Here is a 17,735-nt window from a genome sequence, read left to right as displayed (position 1 = left end):
CCTCTCCTTTAACATTTTGTCTACATTACATTATTCCCGCTCAGCCAATTGAAAAACATGATGCTGTTATAAATTGCTGGAAACTATTTCATTTCTTGAAAACTGCAATATACCAGCCGCCTTCCTTGATAATGGGATCAAGGGACATCATTTTCAACCCGGATTTCTCCGCAAATCCTTGCAAGTCTCTTTCAGTGGGGACTGGATAGAGATTATCAAAAGTCATAAAGAAGCTATTGAACGCACTGGAAAACTCTTTTCCATGCTTAGGTTTCTGAATCGGTGTGATAATGGAAAGTGCTCCATTTTTCTTGATCCATTGGGCAGCGTTCTGGAAAAATCCTGCCCTCTCGTCCGGTTCAATATAGTGAAGAAGATTGTTTGCCATGACAAGTTTGAAACGATCCTCAGGTTGATACTCATTAATATCTTTGTTCAGTATTTCAATATTCCCATGTTCTTCCACGATTTTCCTCGCGCTGTTGGCAACTTCCTCATTCACTTCCACCCCCACCATCTTTTTGTGCGGGAACTTCTTGGCCAGCTTACGAAGATATCCTGCCTCTCCGCATCCAACATCAAGTACAGAATCTACATTATATTTCTTCATGACTTTCTCCACTTTCGGATATGCAAGCTGTTCCAAAAGAGTGGAGGTCTTAGCCACAGTAGGACCGTGCACGCTTGAATCAAAGTGCTGCTTCGTTTGATTCCTTAGCAGTTCCGGGTAAGCGAGCAAAGACGGGATATGGAGCTCCATCATCTCCTTCAGGATAATCCCGGAAGAAAAACGGTTTGATTTTGACTTCGGCAGTTTCCACTTTTTCATAGTCCTGACTTTCTCACCCGACAATCTCTTAAAATGCTTGAGGATGATCCCTACCTCTACCCACTGTTTTAACAAATCATATTCAAGCTCCCTTGCTGCAGCCACTTCCTCAATGGAAGCAGGCTTTTCAAACGACTTGAACAAATCCAATTCATATCCTACATAGGCATGCCAGCTGATTAAAAATGGCATGTTTTTTTTCATCCAGCCCCTCGCCCGCCAAACCCTGACATATTCTCTTATCATACTAATTGCTCCTTCCATTTCCATGGGTAATCTTCTCTCTCTGTAAAGAGCCTCACTTCTTTTTCCCCTTGTGTAAGGGGTGTGTTCCGCTTTGGAAGCAGCCCTCCCTGGATCATTCTGTCTTTAAGGGAATCCTGCCACATCCCTAGCCCGGAAATATTAAGCATCTGCTTGAAATGCAGAATCGGATCCTGCTCGATTCTCTTAAGGCTCATTTTTCTAAGTTTGCCGACTGATCTATATGGAAATGAGTAAGCAAGTGCAGAAAGGTGACTCAGTTTCATCTGATTTGTGACTCTTTCTCGACGCACGTGAGGGAACCACTTCAGGTTTTCTGCATTCAATTTGCCTTGGGCGTACATATCACTTAAAAGTTCTCCCAGTACATCGGCATCCTGGATTGCCATGTTCATCCCTTCCCCTGCCATCGGGTGCACCGTATGGACAGCGTCACCGATCAAGGCTTTATTTCCTTTAGTATAGGAGTCAGTGTGATAGGCTATCGGCACCATCAGCTGAACGGTCTTCCAATTGTCGATCTGATTGACGTACCCTTCCATTTCCGGGCATAACTCAATATATAGTTCATGAAAATACTCTATTGGCTTCTTCCTTAGTTCCTTGTATTCTCCAGCAGGAATCAGATACACAGAGCGGACTTCATCATTCGGCAGAGGGAACAGCCCGAGGAACCGGTCAAATGTAGAAATGATTTTCCCTTCTGTAAATGAAGGAGGCCTCGGAAAAGTGACTGTAAGGAAATGATGATTGTATTCATTCTCTTCTTTCTTGATCCCCATTTCTTCCCTTGTCACTGATACACGTCCTTCTGCACCAATATAGAAGGAGCTTTCATATAATTCTTCCTTTTTTTCCTTTCTGTCCTCCACTATGGCCTTCCCCCCTGAATATCCTTTACAGCTGCTATTTGAGCGGTAATGGAAGGAAGGATATTCACTTGCGGCTTCCCTGATGATTCCCTTCAATTTTTCATGATGGATCATCAAGGAATAGGAATATTTACTGGGAACCACGTTGTATTTCATATTCGACTCGTCCACCGAGCCTGAATTCTTGTCGATTTCCACTAAATTCAACTCATCAATTTCATGTCCATTCTCTTTGATTCTGTCCAGCAACCCCAATTCATCAAAGATCTTCAAGCTTTTTGGCTGAAGCAATTCTCCTTTATATACAGGCGTCGGTCCGGGCAGACGTTCAATTACTGTTACATCTATATTGCATTTCGCAAGTTTAAGAGCAAGAGTCAGTCCGCCGATGCCGCCTCCTGATATAAACACATCCGTTCTCAAATCATCACCGCCTTTTATCGATATTTATCCTTATTTCCATCATTTAAAACTAACTGGTGTGCTAAAGAGCGGTTGGCAGCCGGATGAATTATTTCCCGGAAAATAGCGGTTAATGACGAATGGCAGCATAAAAGCCTGCTTCTCGAATGGCATACAAGAAGCAGGCTTTTGGATTCACTTTTTACTTATATCTTTCAGATAATAATCCTCGGATGTGAAAAATTCCTGTGTCAGCCTTCTTACTTCCTTGCTTAACAGCAATACGGCTATGATGTTTGGAATCAGGATGGCCACGAGCGCAAGATCAAGGAACTGCCAAATGACTTTTGCTGCCCCCACTGAACCAAGTATGATGGCAGCGATATACATAAACTTAACAAACAATGCCGCCTTCAGTACGAATAAGAATTCAGCTTGCTTTGCTCCATAAAAAACAATGACAACGATTGTCGACAGGACAAAGAAGATAAGCGAAATGGTGACAAGAAAACTGCCGGTGCTTCCAAGATAATTTTGAAAAGCCTGTGTAGTCAGGGCAGAGGGGTTGTCCAATGAACCTTCTGCTGTCCACACACCGGAGGAAATAACAACGAATCCAGTTGCCGAACATACAACTAATGTGTCGATCACAATTCCTATAATGGACCATAATCCTTGTCTTACGGGATGATCGGTGGTCGCTGCCGCGTGTGCAATGGGTGCAGTCCCCAGTCCTGCTTCATTCGAATACAGTCCCCGGGCAAAGCCCCAGCGGATGGTTTCTGCCACAGCAACTCCTGCAAACCCGCCCATTGCCGACATTGGTTGAAATGCATGAGAGAAGATGAGGTTCAATACGTTAGGCAGTTTTTCCAGGTTCATAAACAAAATGACCAAACATGCCCCAACATACAGGAAGGCCATGAAAGGAACCAGCATTTCTGTTACTTTTCCTATTCTTTTTATGCCGCCGAATACAATCAAGGAAACGACTATGGCAATCACAATCCCTGTGTACATACCGTCTACCTCGAACGACTCCTGGACAGTGGAGGCAACCGCATTCCCCTGAACCATGATGCTCGGGATCAATTCAATCATCAAAGCAAAAGCAAACCAGACCCCGAGCCATTTCATGTTCAACCGTTTTTCATATAATACATCGGTCCGCCGACAAATTCGCCATTGGCATTTTTCTCACGGTACCTTACCGCAAGTACACTTTCAGAGAATTTCAGAGCCATTCCGATCAACGCTATGACCCACATCCAGAACAGCGCACCCGGACCGCCAAACATGATGGCCGCCGGAACTCCTACTATATTGGCAGCGCCGATTGTCGAGGAAAGTGCTGAAGTCAGTGCCTGCAGCGGCGTTACCGTTCCTTCCCCTTTTGGCTTTTTGAAGATGCTTCCCAATGTTTGCTGAAATATGTAAACCGGGTAACGGAACTGTACAAATTTCAATAATACTGTCAGATAAATTCCAGTACCTGCTAAAATGATGATAACCGCCGGTCCCCAAAGCCATGCAGAGACCGCTCCGACTGCTTCCAAAAATCCATCCAATCTGTAAACCCCCTGTAAAAAATCTAATAGTAAATACCCTGGCCCTCCTATCACTAAACGTCCCAATTATTTCACCTTTATCTGAAAAACAAAAAAAGCACCTGTAATTTAACAGGTACTTCCTTTTCACTCACTGTATGATCCTTGGGAGTATCAATACTTCCACTCTTCTGTTTTGTGCTCTTCCTTCACTTGTATCATTGCTTGCCAGCGGTTTGAATTCTCCGAAGCCTTTTGCACTGAACAAGCGGGGATCAAGATTTTGGTTCTTCAAGATAATCTTCATGAAATTAACTGCCCTCATGACACTAAGTTCCCAGTTCGAGTCATAATTCGCATTACTGATCGGAATGTTATCTGTATGGCCGCTTATGATCACGCTTCTGGGAGTATCCATTTCCAATAACCCTGACAATTCCTTAGCAATCCCTTGATCCTTTGACCCTACTAGCGCCGACCCTGATTGAAAAAGGACATTATCCCTGATTGTCAGCAAGAGACCTTCTGAAGTCAGTTGGGTTGCAAATTGTTTTTGCAGTTCATTTGCGGCGATATATCCATCCACTTTCTTCTGAAGCTCCGCCAACTCCTGCCTTTCCTTCTCTTTCGCTGCTTCCAGTTCGTCTACAGTCAATGGGTTTTCTTCTTGTTTCTGATCACCAGAATCCACTTCAGGTACAGGGGACGGATAATCCATCACTCCGGATCCCCCTACAAAAATTTCATTAAAGGCTTTGGACATTGCCTGGAACTTCTGTGCATCAACACTGCTTGAAGCAAAAAGTACAATGAAAAGGGCCAATAAAAGCGTAAGAATATCCGCATATGGGATTAGCCATGATTCATCTACATGTTCTTCATGATCATGTTTTTTACGCCGCCGCTTCATCCTTGACCACTTCCTCATCAGTAAGTCGTTTTCTTTCACTTGCCGGCAGATATGAAGCCAGCTTTTGTTCGATGACTCTTGGTGCTTCACCTTCGATAATGGAAAGGACCCCCTCAATCATCATAACCTTCAGTTTAACTTCCTGCTTTGATTTCCGCTTTAGCTTATTTGCAAATGGATGCCATAATACATATCCCGTGAAAATCCCAAGGAGAGTAGCCACAAACGCTGCTGATATCGCCTCGCCTAAATGCCCGATATCATCCATGTACCCCAATGCGGCAATCAGCCCGACAACGGCTCCAAGAACACCCAGTGTCGGAGCATACGTACCAGCTTGAGTAAAGATCAAAGCTCCAGCCTGATGCCTTTCCTCCATAGCGTCAATTTCCTCATTGAGCACATCCCGGATGTAATCTGCATTTTGGCCATCAACAGCCAGACCCATCCCATTTTTCAAAAATGGATCTTCAATATCATTCGTCTTTGCTTCTAAAGCAAGCAGCCCTTCCCTTCTGGCCAAATCAGCCCACTCAGAAAACATAGCAATAAGTTCTTTAGGTTCTTGCAGCTTATTCTCTTTAAAGATGATCCCAAAAAGTTTGGGAACCTTTTTAATCTCTGATGTCGGGAATGCAATGGTTACTGCACCTATTGTACCGAAGATAATGATCAAAATGGCCGGCAGGTTCAGCAGCCGGTCTATAGGTACGCCCTTAAGAACCATTCCGACCCCCACCGCCACTACTCCTAATACGACTCCAATAACCGATGTTTTATCCATAGAATTCACCCTATACTTTTTTTCTTACTGTTTATATCGGTAGCCGCGGAAAATATTGAAGGACAATTTTTGCATTTATATGATTTGTCGGTTGAGTGACACAGAGCTGTTAATTTACTGGTTTTTTAAAAAATTTTCCAATTAAGCTATTGAAAAATTGCGAAAACTGACGATAATTAATAGTAGAAATAGACTATTATTCGACAGGAGAGACCCAATATGACCATTGAGGATCTGAAACTGCAAGATCTAAAGAAGAAGAATATCCTGATGCTTATCTTATATTCACTTTCTTTACTGGCAGCCATTTCATATACTCTCGCAAACAAAAATCCATTGATTGAGACAATCTTATATTCCACCCAGCTTGCAGCGATGCTGGCATTCTTTTTCATCTATCATGCTGCTTTAAAGAAATTTCATTTATTTCCTCTCCTTACGATTCCGGTGATCTATATAATTATCGGTGTCGATATCTTTGTCAATGGAGGTTCCGGGAACAACCTGATCATCCTGCTTTTCCTTGCTGTCATCTCTGCCCTGCACTTTAACCTCTCACTTTTTGCCATCGGATATGGATCCGGGTTTGTATTATTCATCTTGAATAAACTGTTCTTCGGCGGGACTGGGGACATTGACACTATCTTCATTCCAGGTGTACTCGTGTATATAATGCTTGGAATCCTATTGTCCATTGTCGTGAAACTGAATACAAATCAATTTGCCCAGCTAAAGAAGTTTGTGGCTGATGCAGAAGCGGAAGGTGTTAGAAAAGAACAGCAGAAGGTGCTGCTGGAAACTGAACTTGGCACGATATTCAGGAGCATCAAAAAAGTGAACGAGCAAATCCAGCACCATCTTTCTTCCCATAATGAAATGAAATCTGCACTGCAGGAAATCTCGGCCGGAAGCCAGACACAAAGTGACCAAATCAACAGTATTGCCTCCATTTCCGAAGCAACAATGAAACAGATGGAAGAGATGGCTTCCATGGCGGAAACATTATTTCAGCATTCAGAAGAAGCAAGTGCCACAGCTGCCAGCGGTACTGAAAAAGCGGACGGGCTCCAGATTGAAATGAACGAGCTGAACATGCTGATTCATGATCTTAGTGCCACTTTCACTGAATTGACAAATAAGATTGAAGAGACCAACAGTTTCATCGGAACCATACAGGGCATCACAGAACAGACAAATCTGCTGGCACTGAATGCATCCATAGAAGCAGCCCGGGCTGGTGAAGCCGGCCGCGGTTTTTCCGTAGTGGCAGATGAAATCCGGAAACTTGCGGAAATGACAAGCACGACGGCTTCCCTCATCAACGAGAATCTTTCTTCAGTCAACCAGGCTAATTCGACGGCACTGCAAAAAATGAACCTTAGCAGCAGCAAACTTTCTGATAATGTTGCGACAGTGGAAAATGTGAGCATTTCATTCAAAGAACTGAGTTCAAAGCTTAAGCTGCTTCAAACTGAATTTCATACCTTATCTGCGAATTCCAATTCTGTAAAACAACAGACGGTTCATGCTGAACTCTCCACTAAAGAACTGGCCGCAGTCATTGAAGAGGCATCTGCGGGGCTCGAAGAAGTCAGTGCAGCCATTGAGACTTTAAATGAGGATACGCATTCAATAGCTGGTTATGTGAACGACACAGTAAATAGTGCCGAGAAAATCCAGGCGGATATCGATAATAAATAATTCATTAAACCAGGAAAGGAGCAGCCCTGTTTTGGACTGCTCCTTTTCTTATACTCTCTTTTCGTTAACTTTGTTGCTATTCACTATAAACTTCAAATAATATCCTTGTAAATCGTCGTGAAAACCCCTGTGAGGAGGGAAGAAAAGAGCTGCTCGTTCTTTTTCCAGAGTAAAACCTTTGTACCGAAAGCAGCAATATATGCGAAAACAGCCTTCTTATAATAACTTCTTCTCTATTTTATGTTCGTAATTTTTAAAGACGGAACTATTTGTTTTAATTCTTTTTTTAGACATCAGTCCATTGAATTTAAGAAGTTTTTCATTAAGGTCCTTTTTCAACCCTTCCTTCTCAAGCTGATCCTCACAATCGCGGATCAAATCTTCTATCTGAAGCATTTCTTGCCTGAGCGCATTCTCTTCAGTTGAGAAACCGGCATTTTTCATGATGCGGTGAGCCATGCGAAGTTCTTCCGGGACACTTGAATCATCATCCAGGTTCAAAGGCTTTCCAAAGCCAGAAAGATGATCGAACTCTCCATCTTCATAAGCTTTTTTGATTTTCTGTTCAGCTAGAATTGTAAATAAGTCCACCGTATATCCCCTCCCTAAATAAAAAGTCACCTCACTTCCATTATAGATCTTAACTTTTGTCAGTCCACCTGACCTTTAAGTCAATTTTTTGAAATTTATAGTATCTCATAAAATCCCCGTTCATGGAAAAACTACGACGAGGAACGGACGGAAAGGGGGATCAAAATGAGCACAGGAAAATCTTTTCAACATAAGAAAAAAGGCCATCCGGGAAATAATCCATCAGATGCCCTAACTGAAAAACATACAAAGGAAAAAATCGAAGACGAAGAATATATCGTCACACAAGAAGCTTTCAAGAACCGTGTAGACGGAGATTGAATATTCTTTAAAATGAAGGAGGACGAAAACATTACGTTTTCGTCCTCCTTCATTTCAGAAATCAGTAGAAGTGCCTAACTAAAAGTTGATGAACTTTCAAGGGATAATGATTAGTTTTTGCAGCAGAAGGGGTGCGTTCTTCTTCCGTACTATACTTACTTCCCTCATTGCGATAAGTCATGCCCGATTGGAAAATCCCATAACACTTCTGCTTTCCTTATGCTTCCTGGAGTTGAAATTTCATCGCTGGCCCGAAAAATTCATAACAGATCTTATCTTCAGGGATGCCGATTGACATCAAGGAAGAGATCACCGCTTTCATAAATGGAGCTGGTCCGCAAACATAGAAGATGCTGTCCCTATCTACAAGGCCATCGAGAACAGCTGTGTCAATATATCCGCGGTGATCGCAAAGTGTCCCGGCATTGACCGGCTTTTCATAGGCAAAGAATGCCCGCCCATTATCAAGTACTTCCATTAACTCAGCCACATTCTTTTTAAAGGCATGTACTTCTTCATTACGGCTGGCATGGATGAACAGGGCAGGCCTGGACGGAGTGTTTTTTGCCAATGCCTCAAGCATGCTGAACATTGGTGTAATGCCGACTCCCCCGCTTATCAAGGTGACAGGGGAATGGTCGTTCACGTCAAGATGAAAATCACCAGCCGGTGCGCTGACTTCAATGACTGCTCCCTCACTTACACTGTCATGAAGATAGTTTGATACTTTGCCTTCAGGGGAATGTTCCGCTTCCCGTTTGACTGAAATTCGGAAGTACTCCTTATTGGGAGCTGATGATAAGCTGTATTGTCTGTTGAACAAATATTCTTCTCCAGGAATGGCTGTCCGAATAGTAATATACTGTCCCGGCAGAAAATCCGGAACCATTTTCCCGTCTTCGGGCTGTAAATAGAATGAAGTGATCAATGAGCTTTCAACTTCCTTCTTCACCACTGTGAAATTCTTGAAGTCTCTCCAGCCTGCTTCTTGAGATGCTGCCTCCTGATACATCCCTTCCTCAACATCAATGAAGACCTGGGCGATCACGCCGTAAGCAGCGCCCCATGCTTCAAGTATTTCCTCTGTGGCTTCATCACCCAGCACCTCTTTAATTGCCTTTAACAGATACTCTCCAACGATTGGATATTGTTCCGGTTTTATTCCCAGGCTTCGGTGTTTATGCGCTATTTGCTTCACAGCCGGCAGCAATGCTTCCAGGCGGTCTATATTCTGTGCTGCTGCATAGACTGTATTGGCAAGCGCTGTCTGCTGGCGTCCCTTTTTTTGATTGACATGATTAAAGATATTTAACAGTTCAGGATGATTTTCAAACATTCTTTTATAAAATAAGCTAGTTATTTCTGTACCTTTCACTTCCAAAACCGGTGCTGTGGATTTAATGATTTCGATTGTTTTTTGAGCTAACATATTATCGCCCCTAAAAGATATATTTTTAATACACCTTTATACTAATCCTCTCGTTTACTTAAAGCAATATTTTAAATACACCTTTAAAGAAATGGACACATTTAGACAGTCCTGGCTGTAAATTGTATAATGAAAGTATCATTGGAAGCTGCTTCTGCATTCAGTAACGGCTCCCTCATTGAAGGTGAAGCAATTGAAACTAACGTTATATACAGACTATTCCCTGCGCGTCCTTATTTATCTTGCTGCAAAAAAGAAGGACGAGCTTGCCAATATCAAGGAAATTGCAGACTCTTATCAGATTTCAAAAAATCATTTGATGAAAGTCACCCATGAACTCGGAAAGATGGGGGTCATTGAAACGATCCGCGGCAGAAATGGCGGAATAAGACTTGCCAAATCCCCTGGTGAAATCAATATAGGGACTCTTGTCAGAAAGACAGAAGATGATTTTAACCTGGTGGAATGTTTTTCATCAGAACATAACACCTGTATCATCACCCCGGTGTGCGGCCTGAAACACGTTCTCGCTAAGGCATTGGATGCCTACTTGGATGTGTTGGATCAGTACACATTGAAGGATCTCGTGCAGAGCCCTGAGGATTATCGGCTGCTGTTCTCACTGAACAACCCTCCGAAAATATAGAGTAGTTCCCAGCCTTACTCAAAAAGGACGAAATCGATTTATGATTTCGTCCTTTTCTTCTGTAAATAGATATACGTTGTCTTACGATTACAATTCAACAACTAAGCAAATTTCCAGTGAAAGCAGAATGAAAAAGTTATATCTGTCTTATGATAACTTAATTTGCTTGACATATAATTGAATCACGTACACTCTTAAAAGCAATAATTACCAAATGACAGAATTTAAAAATTTGCAAAAGCTTCTTGGATTGATAAAATGAAGTAGAAAGATTCTGAACAAAAGGAGAATACATATGGAAAATTTCAAGCAAAACCTTGAGAAATACGCAGACCTGGCTGTCAAAGTCGGAGTCAATGTCCAAAAGGGACAGACATTGGTTGTCAACGCTTCCCTGGATGCAGCTGAGTTCATCAGACTGGTTGTAAAAAAAGCCTATGAAACAGGTGCAAAGCACGTCTATGTAAACTGGAATGATGATGAAGTAAATCGTTACAAGTACGACCTTGCTCCTGATGATGCCTTTACAGAGTTCCCTGAGTGGAAGGCAAGGGAAATGGAGACCCTTGCTGAAAATGGGGCTGCCTTCATGTCAGTTGTTTCTGCTACTCCGGACCTTTTAAAAGGTGTAGATCCGGAACGCATCTCCAACTTCCAGAAAGCAGCCGGCCAGGCAATGGATAAATACCGTTCTTACATCCAATCTGATAAAGTAAGCTGGACTGTCCTGGCGGCTCCATCTGAAAAATGGGCAGCAAAAGTATTCCCTGACGCTCCTGCCGACGAGCAGGTCGACAAGCTATGGGATGCGATCTTCAAAGCAGTCCGTGCAGATCAGCAGGATCCTGTTCAAGCATGGAAAGACCACGACCAGAACCTGCATGAAAAAGTCGACTACCTGAACAGCAAGAACTACAAAAAGCTTCATTACACTGCTCCGGGTACTGACCTCACTATCGAGTTCCCTGAAGGGTATATGTGGGTCGGAGCTGGAAGTGTATCCGAAAAAGGTGTAGACTTCATGGCAAACATGCCGACAGAAGAAGTATTTACTGTTCCTTTGAAAACAGGCGTTAATGGTACCGTTTCAAGTACAAAGCCATTAAGCTACGGAGGAAACGTCATCGACAATTTCAAAGTGACATTCAAAGACGGACGCATCGTCGAGGTCCAGGCTGAGGAAGGCGAAGACATCCTGAAACGCCTGGTAGAGACTGATGAAGGTTCACACTATCTTGGAGAGGTGGCATTGGTTCCTCACCAATCACCAATCTCGCAGTCCAATGTCCTTTTCTATAACACACTGTTTGATGAGAATGCATCCAACCACCTTGCCATCGGAAGCGCGTATGCGTTCTGCGTGGAAGGCGGTAAATCAATGTCCAAGGATGAACTTGAGAAAGCCGGCCTGAACAACAGCATCACCCATGTTGACTTCATGATCGGATCCGCTGATATGGATATCGATGGGATCACTGAAGACGGCACAGCTGAACCTGTCTTCCGCAATGGCGGCTGGGCATTTTAATTGAAGTAAAGTATTCAGACCAATCCGCATCTGTGCGGATTGGTCTTTTTGGTTTTGATTTTAGTCATAACGGATCGCCAGGAAGCATCATACGGACATTTTTCTTGGATTAGGGTGTTTCATGGATCCTTCATTCAATCTCTTTTCTTCTCTTACACGAATGACGGTCTTTCATAGTCATTTCATGCGTCCGCCTTCCCTCTATTTGTCGCAAAATGGTATCTCAAGATTATTTTATAGGATTCTTCTTAACACACCCTATTGGCCGTGTCCTTTCTACCCGCGATAAAGCTTTTATCACAGAAAAATCTTCTTGTAATTTTGGGGTTCCGACTATATGATATTAAAGGTTAAATTCAGGGAACGGAGAGATTTTTTTATGAGAATCAGGGATTGGGATCGAAACTTGAAAGTCAGGCTTTTCGGAGAAGCGATGATGAATATTACATTCTGGATGTTCTTCCCGTTTCTCACGATTTATTTTACCGAAGCATTCGGGAAGCAGATGGCCGGGCTGCTGCTCATTGCTTCACAGCTCTTTGCGGTATTTGCAAACTTAATGGGGGGTTACTGCGCAGATAAATTCGGCAGGAAGACCATGATGGTACTGTCTTCGTTTGGACAGGGATTTGCCTTCCTCATTTTCGCATTCGCCAGTTCCCCATGGCTGGAATCAGCCGCGCTCGGCTTTGTCTGTTTCACCCTTGCCAGTGTTTTCGGTTCCTTTTACTGGCCGGCAAGCCAGGCTATGGTCGCGGATGTTGTCCCTGAAAAGGAACGCAGCCATGTTTTCGCTATTTTTTATACATCCATCAATATCGCTGTGGTGGTCGGACCGATTTTAGGAAGCATTTTTTATGTGCATTATCGATTCGAGCTTCTGCTAGTTTCAGCCATCATCTGCATGATCCTTGGTTTGATGCTGGCCAAGATGACTAGGGAAACCGCTCCCCGGAGTCTTAATGTACAGCAGGCAGCCAAAGAGGAACGGAAAGCGTGGTACCATGCAATAACTGACCAGTTCAGGGATTACAGGGTGATTGCCAGGGACAGGACCTTCCTGTTATTCATTTTGGCAGGAGTGTTAGTGGGACAAACATTCATGCAGCTCGATTTGTTGATTCCTGTTTATATAAAAGATTCAATGGAGAGTGCTTCATTGCTGTCCTTCACTCTGACCGGTGAACAGATATTCGGCGTCATCCTTTCAGAAAACGGATTACTGGTTGCACTGTTGACTGTCGTTGTTACGAAATGGATGACGAAGTATAGAGAGAGAAATGTATTTGTTCTTTCGTCTTTGATTTATGCGGTTTCCATCTTCTTATTTGGGCAGACCGCATCGGTTTATGTATTCATCATATCCATGGCGGTGTTTACATTCGCTGAACTGATGACGGTCGGTATCCAGCAGAACTTCATTTCGAAGCTTGCTCCAGAACATATGCGAGGACAATACTTCGCTGCTGCCAGTCTGCGGTTCACTCTGGCAAAAACAGTCGCTCCGCTGTCCATCACCTTTTCATTATGGGCCGGATATGAGGCGACCTTCATGGGCCTTGCATTTCTTGCATGTTTAAGTGCTGTTCTATACTTCGCCATGTTTCAGCAGATTGATAAAAAAAGCACAATGAACCAGCCAATTGCAGTCAATACGAAAGCTTGATAAAACTTTTCCGGAAAATTAAAATACACCCCTTTCGTCATGGATTTATAGATGTTACAATGGGACCCGGTTGAAAAAGATTAACTTTTTTTCAATGAAAAATAGCCGATTGACTCCAATCAATAAATCGCAAAGAAAGGGTGTATTTCAATGCATATCGGAAGCAAAGGCTGGTACGTGGAACAACTTAAGGAGAAGGGCATCCGCCGTTATGAAGAGCGGAAAGTTGAATCCTACAAAAAGCACGTTTTAGCTAATCTACTTGAAAAATACCAATAATGTTTTCAGCCGGGGAGCATCGATTCTTCCCGGCTTTTTCGTTTTATAAGGATGAATTTCAATGAGCCGGACCGAGTTCACTTTTTTAGTCCTGCCCGGCTGATTCCCCGCATCAAAAGCGGAATTTCCATCATAAGAATAATCAATGGTGTTTGTTTTATATTATTTAGTGGATTATATAAGAGAAGCCACATTTGAAAGGTGATAAGAAAATGAGCGAAACAAAAAGAATGAAAGATACGAGGACAATCAAGACGAGCCATGTGCTTCCTCCCGACACAAATCATCACGGCACCTTGTTCGGCGGTAAGCTCATGTCCTATATTGATGATGTTGCCTCCATCTCCGCATACAAAATGGCAAGGAATCCAGTTGTCACTGCTTCGACAGATTCAGTCGACTTCCTTAAGCCCATAAAGGTCGGGGATGCAGTTACACTGGAGGCGATGGTTACCTACACAGGGAGCAGCTCCATGGAGGTTTGTGTAAAAGTCACATCTGAGAACCTGCTTACGGGAGAAACGGCTGTTGCTGCCATTTCATTTCTGACGTTTGTTGCATTGGATAATAACGGAAAGCCCTGTCCCGTTCCTAAAGTGATTCCTGAAACAGAAGAGGAAAAGTGGCTGAATGAAACGGCGGATAACAGGGCATCCCATAGAAAGGCAAGACGGAAACACAGTCAGGAATTGGCTGAGTTCTTTGCGAATCAATAAGATGAACAGAACCCGTTCTTAAGGAAGAACGGGTGTTTCTCGTAGAGTTTCCAATCAGCGGTTAAAGGGTTTATTGATGGTACGCCATACATAACAGCCCAAAATAGGTTGGAGCTTCATATGATAAAAACTTGCTTTTCCGTTCATCGAATGGAATCGCCCCTGCCAGGATCATGGTTTGCCAAATGCCATCCGGTTTGGCATTCTCTATTGACTCTTCAGGAAATTCTGCCATCTCCTCCAGGTTATCCTGTTGGAGGAGCAATGTAACCTTCTCGTCGAGTATTTGCGCCTCCTCATGGTAACCATAAGGACCGGCTGGATTATGAGTATGGGACCAATCACAGCTGGCAATCAATCCTGTCCTGATACCACTCGCAGCAACAACTTTCCTCATCATCCGGCCAAATTCAATATGCATTTCATATGAAATGGACCTTGAAGGGGTAATGATGACTACAGGGATATCCGGCATGAACCGGAGCGGTACAGCTGCGCCCCAGTCCAACTGCAGGCACGATAATGGGCCGGCACTTGTACCAAAACCAATTACACCTGCAGGGAGCCCTTCGGCTTTTGCCCCCCTGGCCAGAAGATCCGCCATCTCCCTATGTATCTTTCTTTTCATAGAGAACTTTTCGCCATTCTCTTCGACAATCCCCTCCACCGTTTCAGAGCCTGTAATGGAAAACTGGCCATCAATCCGGGTTCCATGGGGAGTCAAGACAATCAAGCAGCCGGGCTCAGCTTCTTTCATCCAATTCCCCAGTCTTAACATGCTTTGTCTCGTGATGTTCATCCGCTCCGGTTTTTCTCCTGCTAATTCCGGGATAATTTCTCCACCATGCGGTGCTATACAAGAAAACACAAAAGGATTCATTTTCCACTTCCTTTCCATCATTTTAGTGTCTCCACCCATTCATACATCGCCAGCCCCTCCTGAATAAGATATTTGCAACTAAGAAAAAGGGGTGATCTCAATGAAATCCATTAAGCTTCCCACTCTCTTAGGCGGTCCGATTATCCGCAGGGCAGATACCCATCAAGTTACTATTTGGCTTGCAACGAGCCAACCACTTGAAATTAAAGGAAAGGTATTTAAAGTCACGAACGGCCGGGAAACAGAAACCAATGAGTATGAAATGCTCGACAGCTATACAAAGACTGATACCATCAGGGCAGGCAGCAGGCTTTTTATTCATCTGTTATCCATTTCTCCACATACAGGTACTTTTCCTGCAGGCACTTTGATAGGATATAATCTCTCCTTTGCAGACGGAAATACCTGTGGAATAAAAAGGATCCGTTGTTAATCGTTTCCCCTGCCCTGTTATACGGTATTGGATTGATCGAGAATTCTTCACAAAAACTTTCGCTGCCCCTTCGTTCACTGGGGATGCCCGTCTCACATGACTTTGACCTTGAAGCCTGAAAATATAATGAGAAGGGTTTCTAAGAGTTTCTCTCCCGGATTGCTGATTGGGACCCTGAGGAATGCTTCATACTATCAGGAGATGTCCATTCTGCTTCAGCAGCCAAGTCTTCTGTTAAACTCGCCGGCCATGAAAGCTTTACTATACATCAGTTCACAAGCAGCCCTATTAAAAATATGAGTTATTCATCAATCACCGGTACTCTTATGAAATTGTTGATTCGGATAATTGCCCGGTCTAGAACAAACTCCAACATTCACCGTTTTTGTTCCAGGAACTATGAACTGCATACTTCCAAAGGTATTGAGCTTTCTCCGAAAGAATACATTCGGAAGGAGAACATTGAATATATAAGAATCAAAGATTCATCGATAGTTGAAACCGATAATAATATCGGTTTATTCACGTACCAGCCGCATCTGTTCACCAACCGGCTATTATTAAAGGCTCTTTTCGTAAACTTTGTTGCTATTTATTATAAGTTCAAATACTATCCTGGTAATTCACCAAAAAACCCTCGGTAAGCAAGAAAGAAAAGAGCTACTCTCCCTTTTTCGTGAGAAAGACTTTGGAATACAGGGGAAAAATCCGGCTCTTGGGATTTTTCCGAAAGCAACAATTAATGCGAAAACAGCCTTATTAAAAGACCCCTCCAATCATTTTACTTGGAATAATCAAGGTGAATAGATAAACAGGCAGCCTGCCAAAGCTGCCATTTTTTAGTTCCTGATAAATTTTACTGAACCCCTTAATATACATTTGGCTGCTGACGATAAAAGAAAGGTACGGACAGCCTTCTTTGGTTGTCCAATAACGCATGGGGGGAACATCATTGAAAAAACGCATACTTACAGCTTTGCTCATCTCTGCATTATTCTTAGCGGGATGTTCATCAGCATCTACTTCCGAAACAAACGAAAAAGAATATAAAATCGGTGTACTGCTATCTGACACCGGCCTGGGGGATGAATCCTTCAACGATTCGGCTTTCAGGGGACTGGAAAAAGCTCGGGACGAGCTTGGAATTCTTTTTGATTACAGGGAAGCGCCTGATGGGGATTTCGAGTCACAGCTTGAAGAATTGTCCAAGCAAGATAACGACCTGGTCATCGGGCTGGGATTTTCAGTACAGGAAGCCCTTGAAAAAACGGCTCAGAACCATCCGGAACAGCAATATCTCCTTATCGATGGTGTATCGGAGCTGGAGAATGTGACATCAATCACCTTTAAGGAACATGAAGGCAGCTTCCTTGTAGGGATGGTCGCCGCGATGACAAGCAAAAATCAAAAGCTTGGGATTATCGGAGGTGCAGATGTACCTGTCATCCACCGGTTTGAAAAGGGATTCGAGCAAGGCGCAAAATACATCAACCCTGATATCAGCATCTCAAAGGAATATGCCAACAATTTTGGAGATGCCGCCCTGGGGAAAAAGATCGCGGAAAATCAAATCAAGGACGGAGTGGATTTTATCTATCCTGCAGCCGGCTTTACAGGAGTCGGCGCCATACAGGCAGCTCAAGAAAAACATATTTTCACAGCCGGAGTCGATTCTGACCAATATTTTGTTGCGGAAAAAGCAGTGGTCACATCCATGATGAAAAACATCGATGTAGCGGTCTTCAATATGGCGGAGAAGCTTGTGAAGGATGGATCTATCGGTACGGAGGTATATGAGCTTGGTCTTGCCGAAGATGGAGTCGGCCTTGCAGCAATCAGGAACTTTACACTTTCAAACGAGCAAAAGAGCGCCATTGAATCAGCCAAGGAAAAACTCACTTCCGGCAAGATTACGATCAATTTAAACTAACAAGGAG

General features: G+C 43.3%; 18 protein-coding genes and 1 pseudogene. 10 read left to right on the top strand and 9 right to left on the bottom strand.

Translation table 11 applies throughout. From position 1 onward, the window contains the following. Nucleotides 1-88: 88 nt before the first annotated feature. The 5 genes and pseudogenes from D3H55_RS13600 to motA all read right to left on the bottom strand — a co-directional run bounded on the left by D3H55_RS13600 (nt 89) and on the right by motA (nt 5,608). Nucleotides 89-1,075 (bottom strand): class I SAM-dependent methyltransferase, encoded by a 987-nt coding sequence (locus D3H55_RS13600; protein WP_119547514.1) that lies wholly within the window; start codon nt 1,073-1,075, stop codon nt 89-91. Further along, nucleotides 1,072-2,388 carry an FAD-dependent oxidoreductase gene (locus D3H55_RS13595; RefSeq protein WP_119547512.1) on the bottom strand — a complete coding sequence of 439 codons (1,317 nt, stop codon included), beginning with the start codon at nt 2,386-2,388 and terminating at the stop codon, nt 1,072-1,074. Before D3H55_RS13595 ends, D3H55_RS13600 begins: the two co-directional genes overlap by 4 nt. A gap of 174 nt (nt 2,389-2,562) precedes the next feature. After that, nucleotides 2,563-3,935, bottom strand: a pseudogene (locus D3H55_RS13590) (alanine/glycine:cation symporter family protein). A 130-nt stretch (nt 3,936-4,065) separates the two neighbouring features. Continuing rightward, nucleotides 4,066-4,824, bottom strand: coding sequence for a flagellar motor protein MotB (gene motB, locus D3H55_RS13585; protein ID WP_119547510.1), 759 nt, complete (start codon nt 4,822-4,824; stop codon nt 4,066-4,068). Then, nucleotides 4,808-5,608: a flagellar motor stator protein MotA gene (motA, locus tag D3H55_RS13580; protein ID WP_119547508.1), complete on the bottom strand. Its 801-nt coding sequence runs from the start codon at nt 5,606-5,608 to the stop codon at nt 4,808-4,810. Before motA ends, motB begins: the two co-directional genes overlap by 17 nt. A 219-nt stretch (nt 5,609-5,827) precedes the next feature. On the opposite strand from motA, the gene D3H55_RS13575 reads away from it, so the two are divergent. After that, nucleotides 5,828-7,309: a methyl-accepting chemotaxis protein gene (locus tag D3H55_RS13575; RefSeq protein ID WP_119547506.1), complete on the top strand. Its 1,482-nt coding sequence runs from the start codon at nt 5,828-5,830 to the stop codon at nt 7,307-7,309. Nucleotides 7,310-7,525: 216 nt separating this feature from the next. Here D3H55_RS13575 and D3H55_RS13570 read toward each other — a convergent pair whose 3' ends face one another. Further along, a complete protein-coding gene (locus D3H55_RS13570; RefSeq protein WP_119547504.1) occupies nt 7,526-7,900 on the bottom strand; it encodes a DnaJ family domain-containing protein in 375 nt (124 codons plus the stop codon). A 165-nt stretch (nt 7,901-8,065) separates the two neighbouring features. Between D3H55_RS13570 and D3H55_RS24310 the strand changes: the two genes are divergently transcribed. Next, a complete protein-coding gene (locus tag D3H55_RS24310) occupies nt 8,066-8,221 on the top strand; it encodes a hypothetical protein (RefSeq protein ID WP_168413086.1) in 156 nt (51 codons plus the stop codon). A 217-nt stretch (nt 8,222-8,438) separates the two neighbouring features. On the opposite strand, the gene hmpA is transcribed toward D3H55_RS24310, so the two are convergent. Next, nucleotides 8,439-9,650 (bottom strand): NO-inducible flavohemoprotein, encoded by a 1,212-nt coding sequence (gene hmpA / locus D3H55_RS13565; protein ID WP_119547502.1) that lies wholly within the window; start codon nt 9,648-9,650, stop codon nt 8,439-8,441. 193 nt (nt 9,651-9,843) lie between these two features. Here hmpA and D3H55_RS13560 point away from each other — a divergent pair, with 193 nt between their 5' ends. The 5 genes from D3H55_RS13560 (at nt 9,844) to D3H55_RS13540 (ending at nt 14,485) form a co-directional block, all read left to right on the top strand. Continuing rightward, complete coding sequence (locus tag D3H55_RS13560; protein ID WP_119547500.1) at nt 9,844-10,296, top strand: RrF2 family transcriptional regulator; 453 nt, start codon at nt 9,844-9,846, stop codon at nt 10,294-10,296. Nucleotides 10,297-10,591: 295 nt separating this feature from the next. Next, nucleotides 10,592-11,824 carry an aminopeptidase gene (locus tag D3H55_RS13555; protein ID WP_119547498.1) on the top strand — a complete coding sequence of 411 codons (1,233 nt, stop codon included), beginning with the start codon at nt 10,592-10,594 and terminating at the stop codon, nt 11,822-11,824. A 379-nt stretch (nt 11,825-12,203) separates the two neighbouring features. Next, on the top strand, nt 12,204-13,490 hold the full coding sequence (locus D3H55_RS13550; protein WP_119547614.1) for an MDR family MFS transporter: 1,287 nt from the start codon (nt 12,204-12,206) through the stop codon (nt 13,488-13,490). A gap of 150 nt (nt 13,491-13,640) precedes the next feature. Further along, complete coding sequence (locus D3H55_RS13545) at nt 13,641-13,769, top strand: DUF2639 domain-containing protein (protein ID WP_119547496.1); 129 nt, start codon at nt 13,641-13,643, stop codon at nt 13,767-13,769. A 212-nt stretch (nt 13,770-13,981) separates the two neighbouring features. Next, entirely contained in the window at nt 13,982-14,485 is a 504-nt protein-coding gene (locus tag D3H55_RS13540; protein ID WP_119547612.1) for an acyl-CoA thioesterase, read from the top strand. 70 nt (nt 14,486-14,555) lie between these two features. Here D3H55_RS13540 and D3H55_RS13535 read toward each other — a convergent pair whose 3' ends face one another. Further along, entirely contained in the window at nt 14,556-15,386 is an 831-nt protein-coding gene (locus D3H55_RS13535; protein WP_240628579.1) for a DODA-type extradiol aromatic ring-opening family dioxygenase, read from the bottom strand. 79 nt (nt 15,387-15,465) lie between these two features. Here D3H55_RS13535 and D3H55_RS13530 point away from each other — a divergent pair, with 79 nt between their 5' ends. Together D3H55_RS13530 and D3H55_RS25260 are read left to right on the top strand one after the other, a co-directional pair. Next, nucleotides 15,466-15,798: a hypothetical protein gene (locus D3H55_RS13530; RefSeq protein WP_119547494.1), complete on the top strand. Its 333-nt coding sequence runs from the start codon at nt 15,466-15,468 to the stop codon at nt 15,796-15,798. Beyond that, nucleotides 15,792-15,917 carry a hypothetical protein gene (locus D3H55_RS25260; protein WP_276310241.1) on the top strand — a complete coding sequence of 42 codons (126 nt, stop codon included), beginning with the start codon at nt 15,792-15,794 and terminating at the stop codon, nt 15,915-15,917. Before D3H55_RS13530 ends, D3H55_RS25260 begins: the two co-directional genes overlap by 7 nt. Before the next feature lie 640 nt (nt 15,918-16,557). Here the strand turns inward: D3H55_RS25260 and D3H55_RS13515 are convergent. Continuing rightward, nucleotides 16,558-16,737 (bottom strand): hypothetical protein, encoded by a 180-nt coding sequence (locus tag D3H55_RS13515; protein ID WP_119547488.1) that lies wholly within the window; start codon nt 16,735-16,737, stop codon nt 16,558-16,560. Nucleotides 16,738-16,750: 13 nt separating this feature from the next. Here D3H55_RS13515 and D3H55_RS13510 point away from each other — a divergent pair, with 13 nt between their 5' ends. Continuing rightward, nucleotides 16,751-17,728 carry a BMP family ABC transporter substrate-binding protein gene (locus D3H55_RS13510; protein ID WP_240628578.1) on the top strand — a complete coding sequence of 326 codons (978 nt, stop codon included), beginning with the start codon at nt 16,751-16,753 and terminating at the stop codon, nt 17,726-17,728. The last annotated feature ends 7 nt before the right edge of the window (nt 17,729-17,735 follow it).

The organism is Bacillus salacetis (genome assembly GCF_003581585.1).
GTDB classification, from domain to species: domain Bacteria; phylum Bacillota; class Bacilli; order Bacillales; family Bacillaceae_B; genus Rossellomorea; species Rossellomorea salacetis.
Note: the sequence above shows the minus strand (reverse complement) of the source record. Positions and strands in the feature narration are given on the sequence as shown.

Excerpts from the sequence above, each read along its gene's own strand:
- D3H55_RS13515 (WP_119547488.1), bottom strand. The coding sequence starts at position 16,737 with ATGCGTTATTGGACAACCAAAGAAGGCTGTCCGTACCTTTCTTTTATC.
- hmpA (WP_119547502.1), bottom strand. The coding sequence starts at position 9,650 with ATGTTAGCTCAAAAAACAATCGAAATCATTAAATCCACAGCACCGGTT.
- D3H55_RS13550 (WP_119547614.1), top strand. The coding sequence starts at position 12,204 with ATGAGAATCAGGGATTGGGATCGAAACTTGAAAGTCAGGCTTTTCGGA.
- D3H55_RS13535 (WP_240628579.1), bottom strand. The coding sequence starts at position 15,386 with ATGATGGAAAGGAAGTGGAAAATGAATCCTTTTGTGTTTTCTTGTATA.
- D3H55_RS13600 (WP_119547514.1), bottom strand. The coding sequence starts at position 1,075 with ATGATAAGAGAATATGTCAGGGTTTGGCGGGCGAGGGGCTGGATGAAA.
- motB (WP_119547510.1), bottom strand. The coding sequence starts at position 4,824 with ATGAAGCGGCGGCGTAAAAAACATGATCATGAAGAACATGTAGATGAA.
- D3H55_RS24310 (WP_168413086.1), top strand. The coding sequence starts at position 8,066 with ATGAGCACAGGAAAATCTTTTCAACATAAGAAAAAAGGCCATCCGGGA.
- D3H55_RS13545 (WP_119547496.1), top strand. The coding sequence starts at position 13,641 with ATGCATATCGGAAGCAAAGGCTGGTACGTGGAACAACTTAAGGAGAAG.
- D3H55_RS13575 (WP_119547506.1), top strand. The coding sequence starts at position 5,828 with ATGACCATTGAGGATCTGAAACTGCAAGATCTAAAGAAGAAGAATATC.
- D3H55_RS13555 (WP_119547498.1), top strand. The coding sequence starts at position 10,592 with ATGGAAAATTTCAAGCAAAACCTTGAGAAATACGCAGACCTGGCTGTC.
- D3H55_RS13540 (WP_119547612.1), top strand. The coding sequence starts at position 13,982 with ATGAGCGAAACAAAAAGAATGAAAGATACGAGGACAATCAAGACGAGC.
- D3H55_RS13530 (WP_119547494.1), top strand. The coding sequence starts at position 15,466 with ATGAAATCCATTAAGCTTCCCACTCTCTTAGGCGGTCCGATTATCCGC.
- motA (WP_119547508.1), bottom strand. The coding sequence starts at position 5,608 with ATGGATAAAACATCGGTTATTGGAGTCGTATTAGGAGTAGTGGCGGTG.